Source organism: Ralstonia mojiangensis, from assembly GCF_023955645.1.
In the GTDB taxonomy this organism is placed as follows: domain Bacteria; phylum Pseudomonadota; class Gammaproteobacteria; order Burkholderiales; family Burkholderiaceae; genus Ralstonia; species Ralstonia mojiangensis.
Map to the genome: position 1 here is coordinate 640,956 of NZ_JAMXHU010000003.1, position 17,996 is coordinate 658,951.

18 protein-coding genes are annotated in these 17,996 nt (G+C 62.3%); 1 reads left to right on the forward strand and 17 read right to left on the reverse strand.

Translation table 11 applies throughout. From position 1 onward, the window contains the following. Positions 1-102: 102 nt before the first annotated feature. The 6 genes from NG898_RS15170 to NG898_RS15195 all read right to left on the reverse strand — a co-directional run bounded on the left by NG898_RS15170 (position 103) and on the right by NG898_RS15195 (position 5,645). A complete protein-coding gene (locus tag NG898_RS15170; RefSeq protein WP_027677863.1) occupies positions 103-1,038 on the reverse strand; it encodes an electron transfer flavoprotein subunit alpha/FixB family protein in 936 nt (311 codons plus the stop codon). A 51-nt stretch (positions 1,039-1,089) separates the two neighbouring features. Continuing rightward, positions 1,090-1,839 (reverse strand): electron transfer flavoprotein subunit beta/FixA family protein, encoded by a 750-nt coding sequence (locus NG898_RS15175; RefSeq protein ID WP_147216743.1) that lies wholly within the window; start codon positions 1,837-1,839, stop codon positions 1,090-1,092. A gap of 189 nt (positions 1,840-2,028) precedes the next feature. Next, on the reverse strand, positions 2,029-2,829 hold the full coding sequence (locus tag NG898_RS15180; RefSeq protein WP_252693138.1) for a MetQ/NlpA family ABC transporter substrate-binding protein: 801 nt from the start codon (positions 2,827-2,829) through the stop codon (positions 2,029-2,031). Between the two features lie 33 nt (positions 2,830-2,862). Further along, positions 2,863-3,516 (reverse strand): methionine ABC transporter permease, encoded by a 654-nt coding sequence (locus tag NG898_RS15185; RefSeq protein WP_252693140.1) that lies wholly within the window; start codon positions 3,514-3,516, stop codon positions 2,863-2,865. Further along, a complete protein-coding gene (locus NG898_RS15190) occupies positions 3,506-4,555 on the reverse strand; it encodes a methionine ABC transporter ATP-binding protein (RefSeq protein ID WP_252693142.1) in 1,050 nt (349 codons plus the stop codon). Before NG898_RS15190 ends, NG898_RS15185 begins: the two co-directional genes overlap by 11 nt. A gap of 166 nt (positions 4,556-4,721) precedes the next feature. After that, on the reverse strand, positions 4,722-5,645 hold the full coding sequence (locus NG898_RS15195) for a histone deacetylase family protein (RefSeq protein ID WP_252693144.1): 924 nt from the start codon (positions 5,643-5,645) through the stop codon (positions 4,722-4,724). 130 nt (positions 5,646-5,775) lie between these two features. Between NG898_RS15195 and mltB the strand changes: the two genes are divergently transcribed. Continuing rightward, positions 5,776-6,900, forward strand: a complete 1,125-nt coding sequence (gene mltB, locus NG898_RS15200) for a lytic murein transglycosylase B (protein ID WP_252693146.1) — start codon at positions 5,776-5,778, stop codon at positions 6,898-6,900. Between the two features lie 67 nt (positions 6,901-6,967). Here mltB and cysM read toward each other — a convergent pair whose 3' ends face one another. The 11 genes from cysM to aroA form a co-directional block, all read right to left on the reverse strand. After that, entirely contained in the window at positions 6,968-7,870 is a 903-nt protein-coding gene (gene cysM / locus NG898_RS15205; protein ID WP_252693148.1) for a cysteine synthase CysM, read from the reverse strand. 111 nt (positions 7,871-7,981) lie between these two features. Beyond that, positions 7,982-8,305: a ComEA family DNA-binding protein gene (locus NG898_RS15210; RefSeq protein WP_252693149.1), complete on the reverse strand. Its 324-nt coding sequence runs from the start codon at positions 8,303-8,305 to the stop codon at positions 7,982-7,984. Between the two features lie 140 nt (positions 8,306-8,445). Then, complete coding sequence (rfaD, locus tag NG898_RS15215) at positions 8,446-9,441, reverse strand: ADP-glyceromanno-heptose 6-epimerase (protein WP_092971677.1); 996 nt, start codon at positions 9,439-9,441, stop codon at positions 8,446-8,448. 18 nt (positions 9,442-9,459) lie between these two features. Continuing rightward, positions 9,460-10,392: a D-glycero-beta-D-manno-heptose-7-phosphate kinase gene (gene rfaE1, locus NG898_RS15220; protein WP_252693151.1), complete on the reverse strand. Its 933-nt coding sequence runs from the start codon at positions 10,390-10,392 to the stop codon at positions 9,460-9,462. Between the two features lie 38 nt (positions 10,393-10,430). Continuing rightward, positions 10,431-11,795, reverse strand: coding sequence for a UDP-glucose dehydrogenase family protein (locus tag NG898_RS15225; RefSeq protein ID WP_252693153.1), 1,365 nt, complete (start codon positions 11,793-11,795; stop codon positions 10,431-10,433). Between the two features lie 64 nt (positions 11,796-11,859). Next, positions 11,860-13,134 carry a lipopolysaccharide assembly protein LapB gene (gene lapB, locus NG898_RS15230; protein WP_252693154.1) on the reverse strand — a complete coding sequence of 425 codons (1,275 nt, stop codon included), beginning with the start codon at positions 13,132-13,134 and terminating at the stop codon, positions 11,860-11,862. A 3-nt stretch (positions 13,135-13,137) separates the two neighbouring features. Then, positions 13,138-13,464: a LapA family protein gene (locus NG898_RS15235; RefSeq protein ID WP_252693156.1), complete on the reverse strand. Its 327-nt coding sequence runs from the start codon at positions 13,462-13,464 to the stop codon at positions 13,138-13,140. Between the two features lie 182 nt (positions 13,465-13,646). Beyond that, on the reverse strand, positions 13,647-14,075 hold the full coding sequence (locus tag NG898_RS15240; RefSeq protein ID WP_252693158.1) for an integration host factor subunit beta: 429 nt from the start codon (positions 14,073-14,075) through the stop codon (positions 13,647-13,649). A 45-nt stretch (positions 14,076-14,120) separates the two neighbouring features. Further along, the gene (rpsA, locus tag NG898_RS15245) at positions 14,121-15,809 is read right to left on the reverse strand and encodes a 30S ribosomal protein S1 (RefSeq protein WP_004629196.1); all 1,689 of its coding nucleotides are present in this window, start codon (positions 15,807-15,809) and stop codon (positions 14,121-14,123) included. A 135-nt stretch (positions 15,810-15,944) separates the two neighbouring features. Further along, entirely contained in the window at positions 15,945-16,640 is a 696-nt protein-coding gene (cmk, locus tag NG898_RS15250; protein ID WP_252693159.1) for a (d)CMP kinase, read from the reverse strand. Between the two features lie 27 nt (positions 16,641-16,667). Beyond that, entirely contained in the window at positions 16,668-17,972 is a 1,305-nt protein-coding gene (aroA, locus tag NG898_RS15255) for a 3-phosphoshikimate 1-carboxyvinyltransferase (RefSeq protein WP_252693160.1), read from the reverse strand. Positions 17,973-17,996: the final 24 nt, after the last annotated feature.

Here is a 17,996-nt window from a genome sequence, read left to right on the forward strand (position 1 = left end):
TGATGGCGCTCGCGTATAAAAAAGCCGTTTCCAAACGGGTCGGAAACGGCTTTGCGTCGGGCAGAGCAGCACGCGTCAAACGAAGCGTGCTGCGCGGTGCGATCAGCCCAGTGCGGTCACCAGCTCCGGCACGACAGCGTTCAGGTCGCCCACGAGGCCGTAGTCCGCCACCTGGAAGATCGGCGCTTCCGGATCCTTGTTGATCGCAACGATCACCTTGGAATCCTTCATGCCTGCCAAGTGCTGGATCGCGCCCGAGATACCGACGGCGATGTACAGCTGCGGCGCGACGATCTTGCCGGTCTGGCCAACCTGGTAGTCGTTCGGCACGAAGCCGGCGTCCACAGCGGCGCGCGAGGCACCCAGCGCGGCTCCCAGCTTGTCAGCCAGCGGCGTCAGCACCTTGGTGTAGTTCTCGCCCGAGCCTACGCCACGGCCGCCCGACACGATGATCTTCGCGGCGGTCAGTTCCGGGCGGTCGCTCTTCGTCACCTCGCGCGAGACGAACTGCGAGATGCCGGCATCAGCCACGGCGGTCAGGTTTTCGGTAGCAGCCGAGCCACCGGTTGCGGCAGCCGGGTCGAATGCCGTGCCGCGCACGGTGATTACCTTCACCTTGTCGGCCGATTGCACGGTGGCAATTGCGTTGCCGGCGTAGATCGGGCGCTCGAAGGTATCCGGGCCGTCGACCTTGGTGATGTCGGACAGCTGGGCCACGTCGAGCTTGGCGGCCACGCGCGGCAGGATGTTTTTGCCGTAGGCGGTGGCGGGCGCCAGGATGTGGCTGTAGTTGCCGGCAACGGCCAGGGCCTGCTCGGCGACGTTCTCGGCAAGGCCATCGGCAAACTGGGGCGCATCGGCCACCAGCACCTTGGTTACGCCGGCGATCTGTGCGGCGGCCTGTGCTGCGGCGCCGCAGCCAGCGCCGGCCACCAGCACGTGGACGTCACCGCCGCATTGGGCGGCAGCCGTCACGGTGTTCAGCGTCGCGGCCTTGATGGATTGATTGTCGTGTTCAGCAATAACGAGTGCGGTCATCTTGATCTGCCTGTTCGGTGTGCTTGGAAGATGTGCGAAGCGGATGACCGCTTACAACACCTTGGCTTCCGTCTTGAGCTTGGACACCAGCGTGGCCACATCGGGCACCATCACACCGGCGCTGCGCTTGGCGGGCTCGACTACCTTCAGCGTCTTCAGGCGCGGTGCAACGTCCACGCCCAGATCTTCCGGCTTGACCGTGTCGAGCTGCTTCTTCTTTGCCTTCATGATGTTCGGCAGCGTCACGTAGCGCGGCTCGTTCAGGCGCAGGTCGGTGGTGACCACGGCCGGCAGCTTGACCGACAGGGTTTCCAGACCGCCGTCCACTTCACGTGTGACCGAAGCCTTGCCATCAGCGATCTGCACCTTCGAGGCAAACGTGGCTTGCGGCAGGCCAGCCAGCGCAGCCAGCATCTGGCCGGTCTGGTTGGCATCGTCGTCAATCGCCTGCTTGCCGAGGATGATCAGCTGAGGCTGTTCCTTGTCGACCAGCGCCTTGAGCAGCTTGGCGACGGCCAGCGGCTGCAGCTCTTCGGCAGTCTCGACCAGAATGCCGCGGTCGGCGCCGATGGCCATGGCGGTGCGCAGGGTTTCCTGGCACTGCGTCACGCCGCACGAGACGGCGATCACTTCGGTAGCGACGCCTGCTTCCTTCAGGCGAACCGCCTCTTCCACGGCGATCTCGTCGAACGGGTTCATGCTCATCTTGACGTTGGCAAGATCGACACCGCTGCCGTCCGTCTTCACGCGAACCTTCACGTTGTAATCGATCACGCGCTTGACTGCGACCAGGACTTTCATGCGCTCACTCCACTAATTGATAAGACGATTTTGCAAAACGCCGGCCATTATAAGGGGGGCTGGTCGCTCGCGTAATTTTTCCGAACGGTCGTGCTATTTTAACCGCGAAAATTTGCCGGACGCCAGTGAAACGTCCGGCAATCTGTTCGGTAGAGCCCTCTACCGGGTCACCGAGAAATCACAAAGTGATTACCAAGCCACAATCACCGCATCTTTGTATTTCGTCTTGACGAAGGCCTTCACGGCGTCCGAATGATACGCCTTCACCAGCTTGGCAACCCAGGGTTGGTCCTTGTCGGCGGCGCGGATGGCGATCACGTTGGCATACGGGCCTTTCGGGCTTTCGATGGCGATGCCGTCCTTGGTCGGGTCCAGGTTGGCCTTCTCGGCGTAGTTGCCGTTGATGGCGGCGGCATCCAGATCATCCAGCGAGCGCGGCAGTTGCGCGGCATCCAACTCGACAAACTTCAGCTTCTTCGGGTTCTCGGCCACGTCGCGCGGCGAGGCCTTGAAACCGGCGTTCGGCTTAAGCTTGATCACGCCTTGCGATTGCAGCAGCAGGAGCGCGCGGCCGCCGTTGGTCGGATCGTTCGGCAGGCCGAAGCGCGCACCGTCCTTCAGTTCCTTCAGCGACTTGATCTTCTTCGAGTAGATCCCCATCGGAAAGGTGATGGTCTGGCCGACGCTCACAAACTTGTAGCCGCGCGTGGCAATCTGGTCGTCCAGATACGGCTGGTGCTGATAGCTGTTGGCGTCCAGATCGCCGGCGGCCAAGGCTGCGTTCGGTTGGATGTAATCGTTGAACTCGACGATCTGCAGCTTCAGGCCATCCTTCTCGGCGACCTTCTTCACTTCTTCCATGATCTCGGCGTGCGGACCAGCGGTCACGCCGATCTTGATCGGCTTGGTCTGCGCGAGCGCGCTGCCTGCGACCAGTGCCAATGCGGCGCCAAGGCTCGCGGACCATTGCAGCAGTTGACGGCGATTCATTGTGTTTCCTCGTTATGTCTGTCGATTGAATGATTAACGGTGGCTCAGGCGGCGCACGAGCCAATCGCCCGTGGATTGCACCGCCTGCACAAAGACGATCAGGATGACGACAACCGCCAGCATGATGTCCGATTCGTAGCGCTGATAGCCGTAGCGAATGCCCAGATCGCCCAGGCCGCCGCCGCCGATGGTACCGGCCATGGCCGAGTAGCCGACAAGACTGACGAAGGTGATCGTCAGGCCAGCGAGGATGCCGGGCATCGCCTCGGGCAACAGCACCTTGTAGACGAGTTGACCCGTCGTAGCACCCATCGATTGGGCGGCCTCGATCAGGCCACGGTCCACTTCGCGCAACGCGGTCTCGACCAGGCGGGCGACAAAGGGAATCGCCGCGATCGTCAGCGGCACGATGGCCGCGGCGGTGCCGATGGACGAGCCCGCCAGCAGGCGCGTGAACGGAATCACCGCGACCAGCAGGATGATGAACGGCACGGAGCGCACGGCATTGACGACAAGGCCCGCCACGCGGTTGAACAGCGGCGCCGACAGCACGCCGCCCGAAGTCGTGAGATACAGCAGTACGCCCAGCGGCACGCCGAACAGCGCACCAATGCCGCCGGACACGCCCACCATGGCGAGCGTTTCCCAGAAGGCCGGCAGGAACAGATCAGTCAGATCAGACCACATGGTTGATCTCCTCGACCACCACGCCTTGCTCGCGCAGGAAGTTCATCGCGTTGTTGATGTCAGCCGTGTCGCCCGTGGCCAGGATCGCCAGCGAGCCAAAGGCCTGACCCTGAATTTCGTCGATATGGCCGTGCAAGATATTGAAGTCGAGCCCGTAGTTGCGGATCGCCTGCGCCAGCACCGGCTGGTCTACGCCTGCGCCGGTAAAGGCTAGGCGGAACAGGTGGTCACGGCCACCTTGCTCACGTGCGGTGAGGCGGCTTTCAACTCGCGCCAGAACGGAGGGCGGCAATTCCTGCGAGATCACCTCGCCGATGAGAGCGCGCGTCACGTCATGCTCGGGCTTCAGGAACACGTCGATCACGCGGCCCAGTTCCACCACCCGGCCGGCGTCGAGCACCGCCACGCGGTCGCACACCTGCTTGATGACTTCCATCTGGTGCGTGATCAGCACGATGGTCAGGCCCAGTTCGCGGTTGATCTTGCGCAGCAGGTCGAGAATCGAGCGCGTCGTCTCCGGGTCCAGCGCGGAGGTCGCCTCGTCGGAGAGCAGCACATCCGGCTGGCTCGCCAGCGCGCGGGCGATGCCAACGCGCTGCTTCTGGCCACCGGAAATCTGCGCGGGGTAGCGGTCCTTGTGCGCAGACAGGCCCACCAGTTCCAGCAGCGGCAACACGATCTCGCGTATGCGTTCACGCGACGTGCCGGCCAACTCCAGCGGCAGCGCCACGTTGTCATATACGGTGCGCGAGGACAGCAAGTTGAAGTGCTGGAAGATCATGCCGATCTTGCGGCGCGCTTGGCGCAAGCCATCGGCATTGAGTGCGGTGAGTTCCTGCCCCGCCACGGTGACAGTGCCGGAGGTCGGCCGATTCAGCAGATTGATGACGCGGACCAGCGTGCTCTTGCCCGCGCCGCTGCGGCCGATGATGCCGAAGATATCTCCCCGGTCGATGGTGAGGTCAACATCGCGCAGCGCGTGGACGTCATGGCCGCCCGCTCCCCGAAAGTGCTGCGATATCCCCTTGAGTTCGATCATGCGTACAGACAAAAACGGCAACCGCCCTGTGCCGAGGCCGTTGCCGTCTCTTTTTTGTTGGAATAAGGCGCTAGTGTAAGGCAGACCCTACATGCGAGGAACGATTCTTTAACGATGTCTTTATTACTTTTTTGAATGTCATTGACGATTCGTCATCGTCGATCGCTTAAAGCTCGGCCAGGGCCTTAACGTGCGCCACCACACTGCGCCCAAGCGCGCTGAGGTTGTAGCCGCCCTCCAGACAACTGACGATCCGGCCCTTGGCGTGCGTGCGCGCCACCTGCATGAGCTGCTGCGTGATCCACGCGTAGTCCGCCTCGACCAGGCCCATCTGGCCCAGATCGTCCTCGCGGTGCGCATCGAAACCGGCGGAGATGAACAGCATTTCGGGCTGGAACGCCTCTAGGCGGGGCAGCCAGATGGTCTCCACCACTTCGCGCACGGTCAGGCCGTTCGTATAGGCCGGCAGCGGGATGTTCACCATGTTGGCCGCCACCGCCTCGGTGCCGGAATACGGGTAGAACGGGTGCTGGAAGATGCTGCACATCAGCACGCGCGACTCGTTGATGAACGCCGCCTCGGTGCCGTTGCCGTGGTGCACATCAAAGTCGACGATCGCCACGCGCTGCAAGCCGTGATGGTCCAGCGCATGACGCGCGGCCACGGCCACATTGTTGAAGAAGCAGAAGCCCATTGCGCGGCCCGGCTCCGCATGATGGCCAGGTGGGCGCACGCTGCAGAAGGCATTTTCAAGTTCGCCGGCGATGACCTTGTCGGTGGCGTCCACCGCAGCCCCCGCGGCCAACACCGCGGCCATGTAGGTGTGCGGGTTCATCGAGGTGTCGGGATCGATCGGCATATAACCGGCAATCGGCACGCTGGCCACCAGCTCGCGCACGTATTCAGCGCGATGGACGCGACATAGCTGCGCCTCGGTGGCGGGCGGCGCCTCGCACGGAACGAGCAGGTCGTCGATGCGGCTGGCGATGAGCTGGTCTTCGATCGCGCGCAGGCGGTCCGGGCATTCGGGATGGTGCGGTCCCATCTCGTGCCGGAGGAATTCGGGATGCGTGTAGAGGCCGGTCGCCATGTTGTTGTGATCCGGTGTGCTTCAGTGTCTCCAGCCGCTACGTTAGCACGGCTGTGCCACAACGCCGCGCGCCTGGGCGATCCAACAGACGCATCCGCTACAATGCCCCGATCCTGTATGAAGCCTGCCCATGAGCCAATCGCCTTCTTCCCGTCGTCCCGTATTGCGCGCCCTGGTGGCCGGCGCAGCGCTCTCCGCGCTCTCTTTCCCGGCGCTCTCGCTGGCTGCCAAGAAAGCTGCCAAGTCGCCCAAGCGCCGCGTTGCGGTGCATGAAGAAGAGATCGACCCCGATCGTTATCGCAACAATCCGCAAACGCAGGCCTTCATCGGCATGCTGGTCGCGCAGTACAACTTTGACCGGACATCGCTCGACACGCTGTTTGCCGGAACGGCCTATTCCGCTACGGTGGCGCGCCTGATTCTGCCCCCGGCCACGCCCGCGCGTCGCAGCTGGACCGCCTATCGCGGCCGCTTCATCGAGCCGATCCGCATTGGCGCTGGCGTACGCTTCTGGCAGCAATACGGCGACACACTGCGCCGTGCCGAGAACGAATTTGGCGTGCCGGCCGACGTGATCGTGGGCATCCTGGGCGTCGAGACCATCTACGGCCGAGACATGGGCAATTTCCGCGTGATGGACGCGCTGTCCACGCTGGCCTTCGACTACCCCGACACGCCCAACCGCGAAGACCGCAGCACGATGTTCCGTAACCAGCTCAAGGACTTCCTGCTCTGGTGCCGCGACACGGGCACGGACTCCTTCTCGGTCCTCGGCTCGTATGCGGGCGCAGTCGGCATTCCGCAATTCATGCCAACCAGCATCCGCGAATACGCCATCGATTACGACCACGATGGTCATATCGACCTGCGCAACAGCGCGGTGGATGCCATCGGCAGCGTCGCACGCTTCCTGCAGATGCACGGCTGGGAACCGAACCGCCCTGTGATGTGGAACATTGCCGGCGATGCGGACAGCCAGGGCATTGCAGCAGCAGCCGCAGACGGCCAGCCGTATCCCGGCATGACGTTGTCGAGGCTCACGCGCGCTGGTCTGGCGCTGGCTCCGGGCGTCGATGCCGCACGCGAGCAGGAAACCGAGGTGCTGATGATCGACCTGCCCACGCCGGGTCAGCCGACCGAGTACCGCGTCGGCCTGCGCAACTTCTACGTGCTCACGCGCTACAACCGCAGCTTCTTCTACGCAGCTGCGGTGTACGAGTTGGGCCAAGCCGTGCGGCAGGCGATGCAGGGTTGATCCACCGTCCACGCAAACAAAAAGCGCAGCTTCGGCTGCGCTTTTTTCTTGGCGATGCGGCGTGCCGTCAGGCGGGGAAAACGCCCGTCGACAAGTAACGATCGCCTCGATCGCACACCACGAACACGATCGTCGCGTTTTCCACTTCCTCGGCCACACGCAGTGCCACGCACAACGCACCCGCCGCAGATATCCCGCAGAAGATACCTTCTTCGCGAGCCATGCGACGCGCCATGTGCTCGGCGTCGGACTGACTCACCGGCTCGGTGCGATCGATGTACTTCGGATCGTAGATCTTCGGCATATACGCCTCGGGCCACTTGCGGATCCCAGGAATGCGCGAGCCTTCTTCCGGCTGTGCGCCCACGATCTGGATGGCGGCGTTCTTCTCTTTCAGGAAGCGCGAGACACCGGTAATCGTGCCCGTCGTCCCCATCGCCGAGACGAAATGCGTGATGCGGCCTTCGGTGTCGCGCCACAGTTCGGGGCCGGTGGTTTCGTAGTGCGAAAGCGGGTTGTCCGGGTTGGCAAACTGATCGAGGATGACGCCCTTACCTTCCTTCTCCATCGCGTCGGCCAGGTCACGTGCGTATTCCATACCGCCCTTGACGGGGGTGAGGATGATCTCCGCGCCGTAAGCGGCCATGCTCTGGCGGCGTTCCACCGACAGGTCTTCCGGCATGATCAGCACCATCTTGTAGCCACGCACAGCAGCGGCCATGGCCAGGGCAATGCCCGTGTTGCCCGACGTGGATTCGATCAGCGTGTCACCCGGCTTGATGCGGCCGCGCGCTTCGGCGTGCTTGATCATGGACAGCGCAGGGCGATCCTTGACCGAGCCGGCTGGGTTATTGCCCTCGAGTTTGCCGAGGATGACATTGCCGCGGCGCGCGTTGCCTTCGCCGGGAATGCGCTGGAGCTGAACCAACGGCGTGTTGCCGATGGTGTCTTCGATGGTGAGATAGGCCATGATGCGTGGGGGACGGGAATCAAGGCATTGTAATGCAGCCCAAATCCCTTGCCCCTCTCATGGCAAAACGCCCCGCTCGAGGCGGGGCGTTGGTGGCAGGTGACCGCAGACTTACTTCTTCTTTGCGTCCTTGCTGTCCTTCTTGGCTGCGGCCGGCACCGATGCCGCTGCCGGAGCGCCGAACGTCAGACCTTCGTTCTCCAGCTTGACGAGCGTCTTGTCGCCAATGCCGGACACGCGAGCCTTGAAGTCGGCGGCGTCTTTGTACGGACCGTTCTTGGTGCGCTCTTCAATGATCGACTTGGAACGCTTGGGGCCGATGCCGGACAGCGTCTCGAGCGCAGCATGATCTGCAGTATTCACATCTACCGCAGCCCACGAGACCGACAGCATCGACAGCGACATCAAGGCGGTGGCCAACAGCTTCTTCAACATGTGCTTCTCCTTGGTATAGGGAATAAAAAAAACCGCCACATGAGGTGGCGGTTTCGACACATATTAAAGAGCGTCCTGGCGATTCCGCAGCGAACGGACAAAAAGTCACACGCCGTCTGATTCTTAGCAGAACTGATCGATCAGGCCGGCTGCTTCAACAGCCACTGGCAGTAACGCTCCACGCCTTCCTGGACCGTCAGGAACGGCGCCGTGTAACCCGCGGCGCGCAGGCGCGACTGGTCCGCTTGCGTGAAGCACTGATATTTACCACGCAACGCGTCCGGGAATTTCACGTATTCGATCAGGCCTTCCTGTGCCAGCTCTTCGGTAGAAAGCGCCGGCTTGCCTTCCGCTGCGCGCAACGTGTTCACGACCGTCGTGGCGATATCGTTGAACGGCTGCGCGCGGCCCGTGCCGAGGTTGAAGATGCCCGACTTGTCCGGATTGTCGAAGAAGAACAGGTTGACCTTCACCACATCTTCCACCGACACGAAATCGCGCATTTGGCCACCTTGCGGGTAGCCGTTGTACTCGCCGAACAACTTGACCGTCCCTTCTGCGCGGAACTGGTTGAAGTTGTGGAACGCCACAGAAGCCATGCGACCCTTGTGCTGCTCACGCGGACCATAGACGTTGAAGTAGCGAAAGCCGACGATCTGCGACAGCGCGGTCGGCATGACACGCCGCACGATCTGGTCGAACAGCAGCTTGGAATAGCCGTACACGTTGAGTGGCCGCTCGAACTCGGGCGCTTCGCGGAACGTTTCCGAAGCGCCGTACGTGGCTGCCGACGAGGCATAGAGAAACTGCACCCCTTGGTCCAGGCACGCGCGCATCACCGCCAGCGAGTAGCGGTAATTGTTGTCCATCATGTAGCGGCCGTCGGTCTCCATGGTGTCGGAGCAGGCGCCTTCATGGAAGATCGCGCGGACCTTGCCGAACTCGCCGCGCGCAAAACGCTCAACAAAATCGGTCTTGTCCAGGTAATCGCTGATCTGGCAGTCGACGATGTTCTTGAACTTGTCGGCCCGCGTGAGGTTGTCGACGGCGATGATGTCCGTTTCGCCGCGCTCGTTCAGGCCCTTGACGATGTTGGCGCCGATAAAGCCAGCCGCGCCGGTGACGATGATGGTCATGATCTGTTGATCAGATGATCAGTTGAAGAGTTCTGCGTGGGTGACGACAGCCGTGCCCAGCTTGCCGACCACGATGCCGCCTGCGCGATTCGCGTACTGCACGGCTTCCTTGATGTTGGCGCCCGCACCCAGCAGCGTAGCCAGCGTAGCGATCACGGTATCGCCCGCGCCCGAGACGTCGAACACTTCGCGCGCCTGCGCCGACACGTGCAGCACCTCGTGCTCGGTATAAAGCGTCATGCCTTCTTCCGAGCGCGTGAGTAGCAGCGCCTCGAGTTGCAGATCGCGACGCAGGTTCTGTGCGCGGATGGTCAGGTCCTGCTCCGATTTCCACGAACCCACCACCTGGCGCATTTCAGCGCGGTTGGGCGTGATCATGGTCGCCCCTTTGTAACGCGAATAGTCGTCGCCCTTCGGGTCGACCAGCACGCGGCGGCCCGCCTGGCGCGACGTCTCGATCATCTTGCCGACGTGGGTGAGACCGCCCTTGCCGTAGTCCGACAGCACCACCACGTCGTGCTGAGGCACCAGCATACCGAAACGATCAAGCACCGACATCAGCACTTCGTGCGTGGGCGCGTTCTCAAAATCGACGCGAATCAATTGTTGCTGACGTGCCAGCACGCGCAGCTTAATCGTCGTGTTGACCGCCGGATCACGATGCAGGTGACCCGTAACGTGGCTCTCCCCGAGCAGCGTTTCGATGCTGCGACCCGGCTCGTCGTCGCCAACCACACCGAGCATGGCTGCCTGCGCGCCGAGTGCCGCCACATTGCGCGCCACGTTGGCGGCCCCACCAAGACGTTCATCCTGGCGCTTGATCTGCACGACGGGTACCGGCGCTTCCGGCGAAATCCGATCGACATCCCCAAACCAGTAGCGGTCGAGCATCATGTCGCCGACCACGAGAATGCGGGCGGCGTGGATCTGTTCGGAAGCGAGCGTGGTCATGGGTCTGGGCGTCGGCAGCGGCCGGAGGGTCTCGGTGATTACGATTGGGTGGAGCGCCCGATGGCCTGGTATTCAAAGCCCGCGTCGCGCATGGCTTGCGGCTCGAACAGGTTGCGGCCGTCGAACACCATCGGTGTCTTCAACAGGGCCTTCACGGCGTTGAAGTCCGGGCTGCGGAACGCCTTCCACTCGGTCACGATGACCAGCGCGTCGGCATTCTTGAGCGCGTCCATCTGACCGGCGCAGAAGGTCACACGTTCCAGTTGTTCGGCAGAAAGATCGAGTGCCAACGCGTGGCGGGCTTCTTCCATCGCAACCGGGTCATACACTTGCACGCGAGCGCCACGCGCCAATAGCGCTGCAATCAGGATGCGGCTCGGTGCTTCGCGCATGTCGTCGGTGTTCGGCTTGAACGCCAGACCCCAGATGGCGAAGGTGCGGCCGGTAAGGTCGACGCCCATGCGGTCTTCGATCTTGTCGACCAGCACTTCCTTCTGCTTGTCGTTGACCGCTTCAACGGCTTCCAGCACGTGCAGCGTTTGACCGTACTCCTGCGCCGTGCGCACGAGCGCCTGCACATCCTTCGGGAAGCACGACCCGCCGTAGCCAGTGCCGGCGTAGAGGAAGCTATAGCCGATACGCGGGTCTGAGCCGATGCCCAGGCGAACGAGTTCAATATCCGCGCCCACCTTGTCGGCCAGATTGGCCATCTCGTTCATGAACGAGATGCGCGTGGCCAGCATTGAATTGGCGGCGTACTTGGTGAACTCGGCGGAGCGCACGTCCATGTAGAACGTACGTTCGTGGTTGCGGTTGAACGGCGCGTAAAGCGTGCGCATGATGGCCTTGGCGCGCAGACCGTCGTTATCGCCATACGTGCCGAGCACGATGCGGTCCGGGCGCATGAAGTCGTCCACCGCGGCGCCTTCTTTCAGGAATTCGGGATTCGACACCACCGAGAAGCCGATGTCGGACTTGCCGCGCGTCGCCAGCACTTCGCGAACCGCGGCGCGCACCTTGTCGCCCGTTCCCACCGGCACGGTCGATTTGTCGACGATCACCTTGAAGCCCGTCATATGCTGGGCGATGTTGCGGGCGGCAGCCAGCACGTACTTCAGGTCGGCCGAGCCATCTTCATCGGGCGGCGTTCCCACAGCGATGAATTGCACGTCGCCGTGTGCCACGCTGGCAGCCACGTCGGTCGAAAACTGGATGCGGCCGGCCGCGCGGTTGCGCTCGATCAGCTCTTTCAGCCCCGGTTCGTAGATCGGCACGCCGCCGGCATTGAGCAGGTCGATCTTCTTCTGGTCGACATCGAGGCAAAACACATCGTTGCCCAGCTCCGCCAGACACGCGCCGGTGACCAGACCGACATAACCGCTACCGATGATGGTGATTTTCATACAAACACTTGAAGATTAAAAAAGCGCCAGCGCGGCCGCTACAAATGCGCCGCGCCGGACTGAATTACATGCTGGCGCCGCCGCTGCCGCCGAGCGTCTCGGTACGGCGCGGAGCATACGTTTCCCAGCGGTTGCAGCCGGGGCATTGCCAATAAAACAGACGCGCGCGGAAACCGCACTCCTGGCAGGTATAGCGCGCCAGATTGCGCGTACGACTTTGCAGCAAATCGCGAATGGCGCCGAGATCCTGCGCGCGCTGGATGTCAGCATTGCCGCCCGCTTCAACCGGATCCGCTAGCGCGCTCTCGGCAACGTCGGCCGTCGCGGGTGCCTCATGGCCAACCGCCTCGGACGCGCGCGTCGCCTCGGCTTCCACCAGCCGCGTCAACGCCATCAACGAAGGCTGACGACGGATCTGGTCGCGCATCAGCGCCACGGCATCGTCGATACCGTGTACGTCCAATTCGTATTTGTAGACCGTATCGAGCAGTTCGGGGCCCAGGCGTGCGTCCATCTTGGAGCGCAGCCAGGCGAGTCCCTCGGCGGCGCGGCCAAGCTGCGTGTACGCCTTCATCAGGCGTTCGGCCACCAGCGGCAAGAACGCGGTGTTTTGCTGTTCGATGCTGCGCCAACGCTTGATGGCTCCTTCCACATCGCCCCGCCCTTGCGCCACATCGCCCAACTGGATGGTGGCACGCACGTTCTTGGGATTCTCCTGCAGGGCCCGTTCCAGCCATTCGACGGCGGTCGGCACGTCTTTGCGCTGCAACGCTTCCTGCGCAACCTCGCAGCAGAACTGCGCGATCTGCACCGCGTAATCCTTGCCTTGCAGCTTCTGCAATTCACGCGCTGCTTCAATGGCCTTGCGCCACTCCTTCTCGACTTCGTACAACTCGAGCAGCACGCGCTTCGCCGGCTCGGCGAATGTGCCTTCCATCAGCATGCGCAGGGATTCCTCTGCGCGATCCAGCAGGCCCGCTCGCAGAAAATCCTGCCCCAGTTCAAACAACGCGTGATCGCGTTCATTGGGCGGAAGATCCGGACGGTTGACGAGGTTTTGGTGAACGCGGATGGCGCGTTCGGTTTCGCCGCGCCGACGGAACAGACTACCGAGCGCAAAGTGCAGCTCAGTGGTCTCCGGGTCCAGACGCGCGACTTCAATGAAGGCGTCGATAGCCTTGTCGGGCTGCTCGTTGAGCAGAAAATTCAGCCCTTTGAAATACGAGCGCGGCAGCGACGATTGTTCGGTGCGAAGCTGGCGGGCATCGAGTCGAGCGGCCACCCAGCCCAAGCCAAACACCAGGGGGATGGCCAACAGCCACCAGAGATCAAAATCCATGCGTCAGACCTTGGGGCCGGGAACGTGATACGGAGAATCGGCAACAACGGGCGTCGTCGGCGCTTCGGTCACCTCTTCGGCCTTCTTCATGCGACCGATCTGGCGACGCAGGCGGCTTGCCGCAAAGCGATGCCGCATCACACGCGGTGCCATCGCCAGCATGGCCAGCAAGATGCCAGCGACAAAGAACGCCAAGGCGATCAGGATCAACGGTGCATGCCAGACCACGCCAAACGGCAGCGCTAGCGAGACTTCCGCCGTGTTGTGCAGTGCCAGCACGAAAAGCAGCACAAACAACAGGATGCGGACGACCCAGACGAGAAATTTCATGCGGATTCGGAAACGGGCGGCGGTGCAGCAGCCGGATGCGGCACGATTGCCGTGTTGTGCCGCATTGTAGCGGATTCATATGGCGGCCAGCCACGCCGCGCTTGGCGGGAGACAAGCATTGCCAGAATAAAAAACGCCCCGGCAAGCGGGGCGTTCCTGAAACTACCAAGTGCTACCTGGGCTCAGCGCGACATAGCCAACGGCACCGCCGTGTCTACCGGAAACCCGGCAGCCTGACGGGTGCTGTCAGTCTTTCGCGCAGCCTTTACAGCCGCGAGCGACACGGCAGGCTCGCCCTCCGAAGAGGGGTCGCCTTGTCGCTCTAGGCTGCGGTCAACCCGTTCGCGCAACTCCTTGCCCGCCTTGAAGTGCGGTACCCGCTTCTCGGGCACCAGCACCTTCTCGCCAGACTTGGGATTGCGACCGACACGCGGCGGACGGCGATTCAGACCAAAACTCCCGAATCCGCGGATCTCGATGCGGTGGCCGTCCGCCAAGGCGTCGGACATCGCATCCAGGATCGTCTTGACCGCGATGTCGGCATCCCGCAGCAGCAGCTGCGGGAAGCGGGCGGCCAGCTTTTCCACGAGTTCGGACTTGGTCATGGGCATCTTGCGCGCGTCCTTGTCGTTCTTTAGGGTCGACCCGGTTGATGCTTACTGATTGGTTTCGTTCAGCTTGGCCTTCAGCAGCGCGCCGAGGTTCGTGGTACCAGCTGCGCCGGTATCCGCCGAGAACTTCTGCATCGCTTCCTGTTGGTCGGCGCTGTCCTTCGCCTTGATGGAAACGTTGATGTTGCGCGACTTGCGATCGATGTTGACGATCATCGCGGTCATCGTTTCGCCTTCCTTCAGCACGTTGCGGGCGTCTTCAACACGGTCGCTCGAGATTTCCGAGGCGCGCAGGTAGCCTTCCACGTCGTCAGCCAGCTGCACCACGGCGCCCTTCGGATCAACGGCCTTGATCGTGACCTGCACGATCGAACCCTTGTCGTTGGTCGAGATGAAGTTGTTGAACGGATCGCCCGACAGTTGCTTGATACCCAGCGAGATGCGTTCCTTGTCGACGTCGATGGCCAGCACGACGGCTTCCACTTCGTCGCCCTTCTTGTACTTGCGAACGGCTTCTTCGCCAGTCTCTTGCCACGACAGGTCCGACAGGTGCACCAGGCCGTCGATGCCGCCCGGCAGACCGATGAACACGCCGAAGTCGGTGATCGACTTGATCTGGCCAGCCAGCTTGTCGCCCTTCTTCTGGTTGCGTGCGAAATCGTCCCACGGGTTGGCCTTGCACTGCTTCATGCCCAGGCTGATACGACGCTTGTCTTCGTCGATATCCAGAACCATGACTTCCACTTCGTCGCCCAGCTGGACAACCTTCGACGGGGCCACGTTCTTGTTGGTCCAGTCCATTTCCGACACGTGGACCAGGCCTTCGATACCAGCTTCGATCTCGACAAATGCGCCGTAGTCGGTCAGGTTCGTCACCTTGCCGAACAGACGGGTGCCTTGCGGGTAGCGGCGCGAGATGCCGACCCACGGGTCTTCGCCCAGCTGCTTGACGCCCAGCGAGACGCGGTTCTTCTCTTGGTCGAACTTGAGGATCTTGGCGGTGATTTCCTGGCCAACCGACAGCACTTCGCTCGGGTGACGCACACGACGCCATGCCAGGTCGGTGATGTGCAGCAGACCGTCGATGCCACCCAGATCCACGAACGCGCCGTAGTCGGTGATGTTCTTGACGATACCGTTGACGATCGCGCCTTCCTTGAGCGTCTCCATCAGCTTCTGACGCTCTTCGCCCAGCGTAGCTTCAACCACGGCACGGCGCGACAGCACAACGTTGTTGCGCTTGCGGTCCAGCTTGATGACCTTGAATTCGAGGGTCTTGCCTTCGTACGGCGTGGTGTCCTTGATCGGACGCACGTCGACGAGCGAACCCGGCAGGAATGCACGAATACCGTTGACCATAACGGTCAGACCGCCCTTGACCTTGCCGGTCACGGTACCGGAGATGATCTCGCCGGATTCCAGTGCCTTCTCAAGGTTCAGCCACGAAGCCAGACGCTTGGCCTTGTCGCGCGACAGGATGGTGTCGCCATAGCCGTTTTCCAGCGCGTCGATTGCGACCGAAACGTAGTCGCCGACTTGCACTTCCAGCTCGCCCTGATCGTTCAGGAATTCTTCGACCGGAACAAAAGCTTCAGACTTCAGGCCCGCGTTCACAACGACGAAGTTGTGGTCGATACGCACAACTTCCGCAGAGATCACTTCGCCAGCCTTCATATTGGACTTGGCGATCGACTCTTCGAACAGGGCGGCAAAAGATTCGTTAGTTTGGGACATAAAAAATAGGCATCCGCAGAACATGCCTCGCATTGCTTTCGCACAGAATGGGCGAAGACACGCATGCGGGGTTATAAGTTGAACAACCGCTGGCAGCGACATGCCACCAGCACCGATCGAACCAGTCCAGCCGGGTCAGTTTGCCTGGTTGGCGCCCTGCACCTGACGGTACCAGTCCAGTACCTGCGCGACCACTTCATCGACCGTCATGTCGGACGAATCCAGCTGCCGCGCATCCTGCGCCGGACGCAGCGGCGCGACACTGCGGGTGCGATCCCGCAAATCACGCGCCTCCAAGTCCTGCGAAAGACTTTCAACTGTAGCAGAAAAACCCTTTGCAATCAATTGTTTATAACGCCGCTCAGCGCGTGCCTGCACGCTTGCCGTCAGGAACACTTTGAGCACCGCTTCAGGAAAAACCACCGTGCCCATATCGCGGCCGTCGGCCACGAGACCGGGTGCTTCCAGGAACGCGCGCTGGCGTGCGTGCAACGCCTCCCGCACCGCGCCATGCACGGCGATGGCCGAAGCCTGATTACCAACGGACTCATGCCGCAGCGCCAAGCTCACATCCTCGCCCTTGAGCCAGATGTGATCCGCCTTGAAACGCACATCGAGGTTCCGCGCGATGCGCACAAGACTGTCGACGTCGTGGTCGTCGATGTTCTCGCGCATGCTGGCGAGGGCGACCAGGCGGTACAGCGACCCGCTGTCCAGCAGGTGAAAACCAAGGAGATCCGCGATCTGGTGAGCGACCGTGCCCTTGCCAGATGCGGTCGGTCCGTCGATGGTAATGACCGGGTACGACATGGAAGCAGCTGTCTCGGACATGATGAAATGCAGGCGGTTAATTGCGATTCAAGCGGTGATGCCACCGAACGCAGTGAAATATTCCGGGAACGTCTTGGCGACGCAACGCGGGTCGTTGATACGCACGGGCACTGGACCGAACGCCGCCAGCGAGAACGCCATCGCCATACGATGATCATCGTAAGTGTCGATGCCACCGGCCGGGGGCGTCCATTGCGACGGAGGCGTCACGCGGATGTAGTCCGCGCCCTCTTCGACCTCGGCCCCGAGCTTGCGCAGTTCGGTGGCCATCGCGCTCAGGCGGTCGGTTTCCTTGACGCGCCAGCTCGCGATGTTCGTCAGCGTGGTCGTACCATCGGCAAACAGCGCGGCCACAGCCAGCGTCATTGCCGCATCCGGAATGTGGTTGCAATCCAACTCGACGGCGTGCAACTTGCCGTCGTCGCGCTCGACACCGCGCACTTCGATCCAGTTGCCGCCGGCCATCACGTTGGCGCCCATGCGGTTGAGCGCGTCGGCAAAGCGGACATCGCCCTGGATGCTCGACATGCCGACACCCTCCACGCGCACCGGCCCGCCGCCAAGCGCGCCTGCGGCCAGGAAGTACGAGGCAGACGATGCATCGCCCTCCACAAAGATCTCACCCGGCGCCTTGTAGGCCACGCCGGTCGGTACGGTAAACGACGCCCAGCCATCCCGCGCGACCTGCACTCCGAAGCGCGCCATCAGGTTCAGCGTGATCTCAATGTAAGGCTTGGAAATCAACTCGCCAACCACTTCGATGGTGACATTGCCGGCAGACTCGACCAGCGGCAGCGCCATCAGCAATGCCGTCAGGAACTGGCTCGACACATCGCCGCGCACGCGAATCGGCGCGTCGATTTCGACCGGTGCGGCGTGGATCGCCAGCGGCGGATAGCCCTCATTGCCCGTGTAATCGATGCACGCGCCAACTTGGCGCAGCCCGTCGACCAAGTCGCCGATCGGCCGTTCGTGCATGCGTGGCACGCCGTGCAGCGTGTACTCGCCACCTTGCAGCGCCAGCGCGGCCGTCAGCGGACGGATGGCTGTCCCAGCGTTGCCCATGAACAGATCGGCCGACTTGTTCGGGAAGCGGCCGGCGGTGCCGGTGACACGGTATGCGTTGTCGCCCAGGCCTTCGACCGCGACGCCCAGCTTGCCCAACGCGTCGAGCATGACACGCGTGTCGTCGGAGTCGAGCAGGTCACGCACCACGGTCTCGCCTTGGGCGAGCGCGGCCAGCAGCAGCACACGATTGGAGATGCTCTTCGAGCCCGGCAGCTTGATGGTGCCGCGCGCCGTCTTCAGCGGACCAACGTCGAGATGTTCCATGAATCCATTCAGTTCAAAACAAAC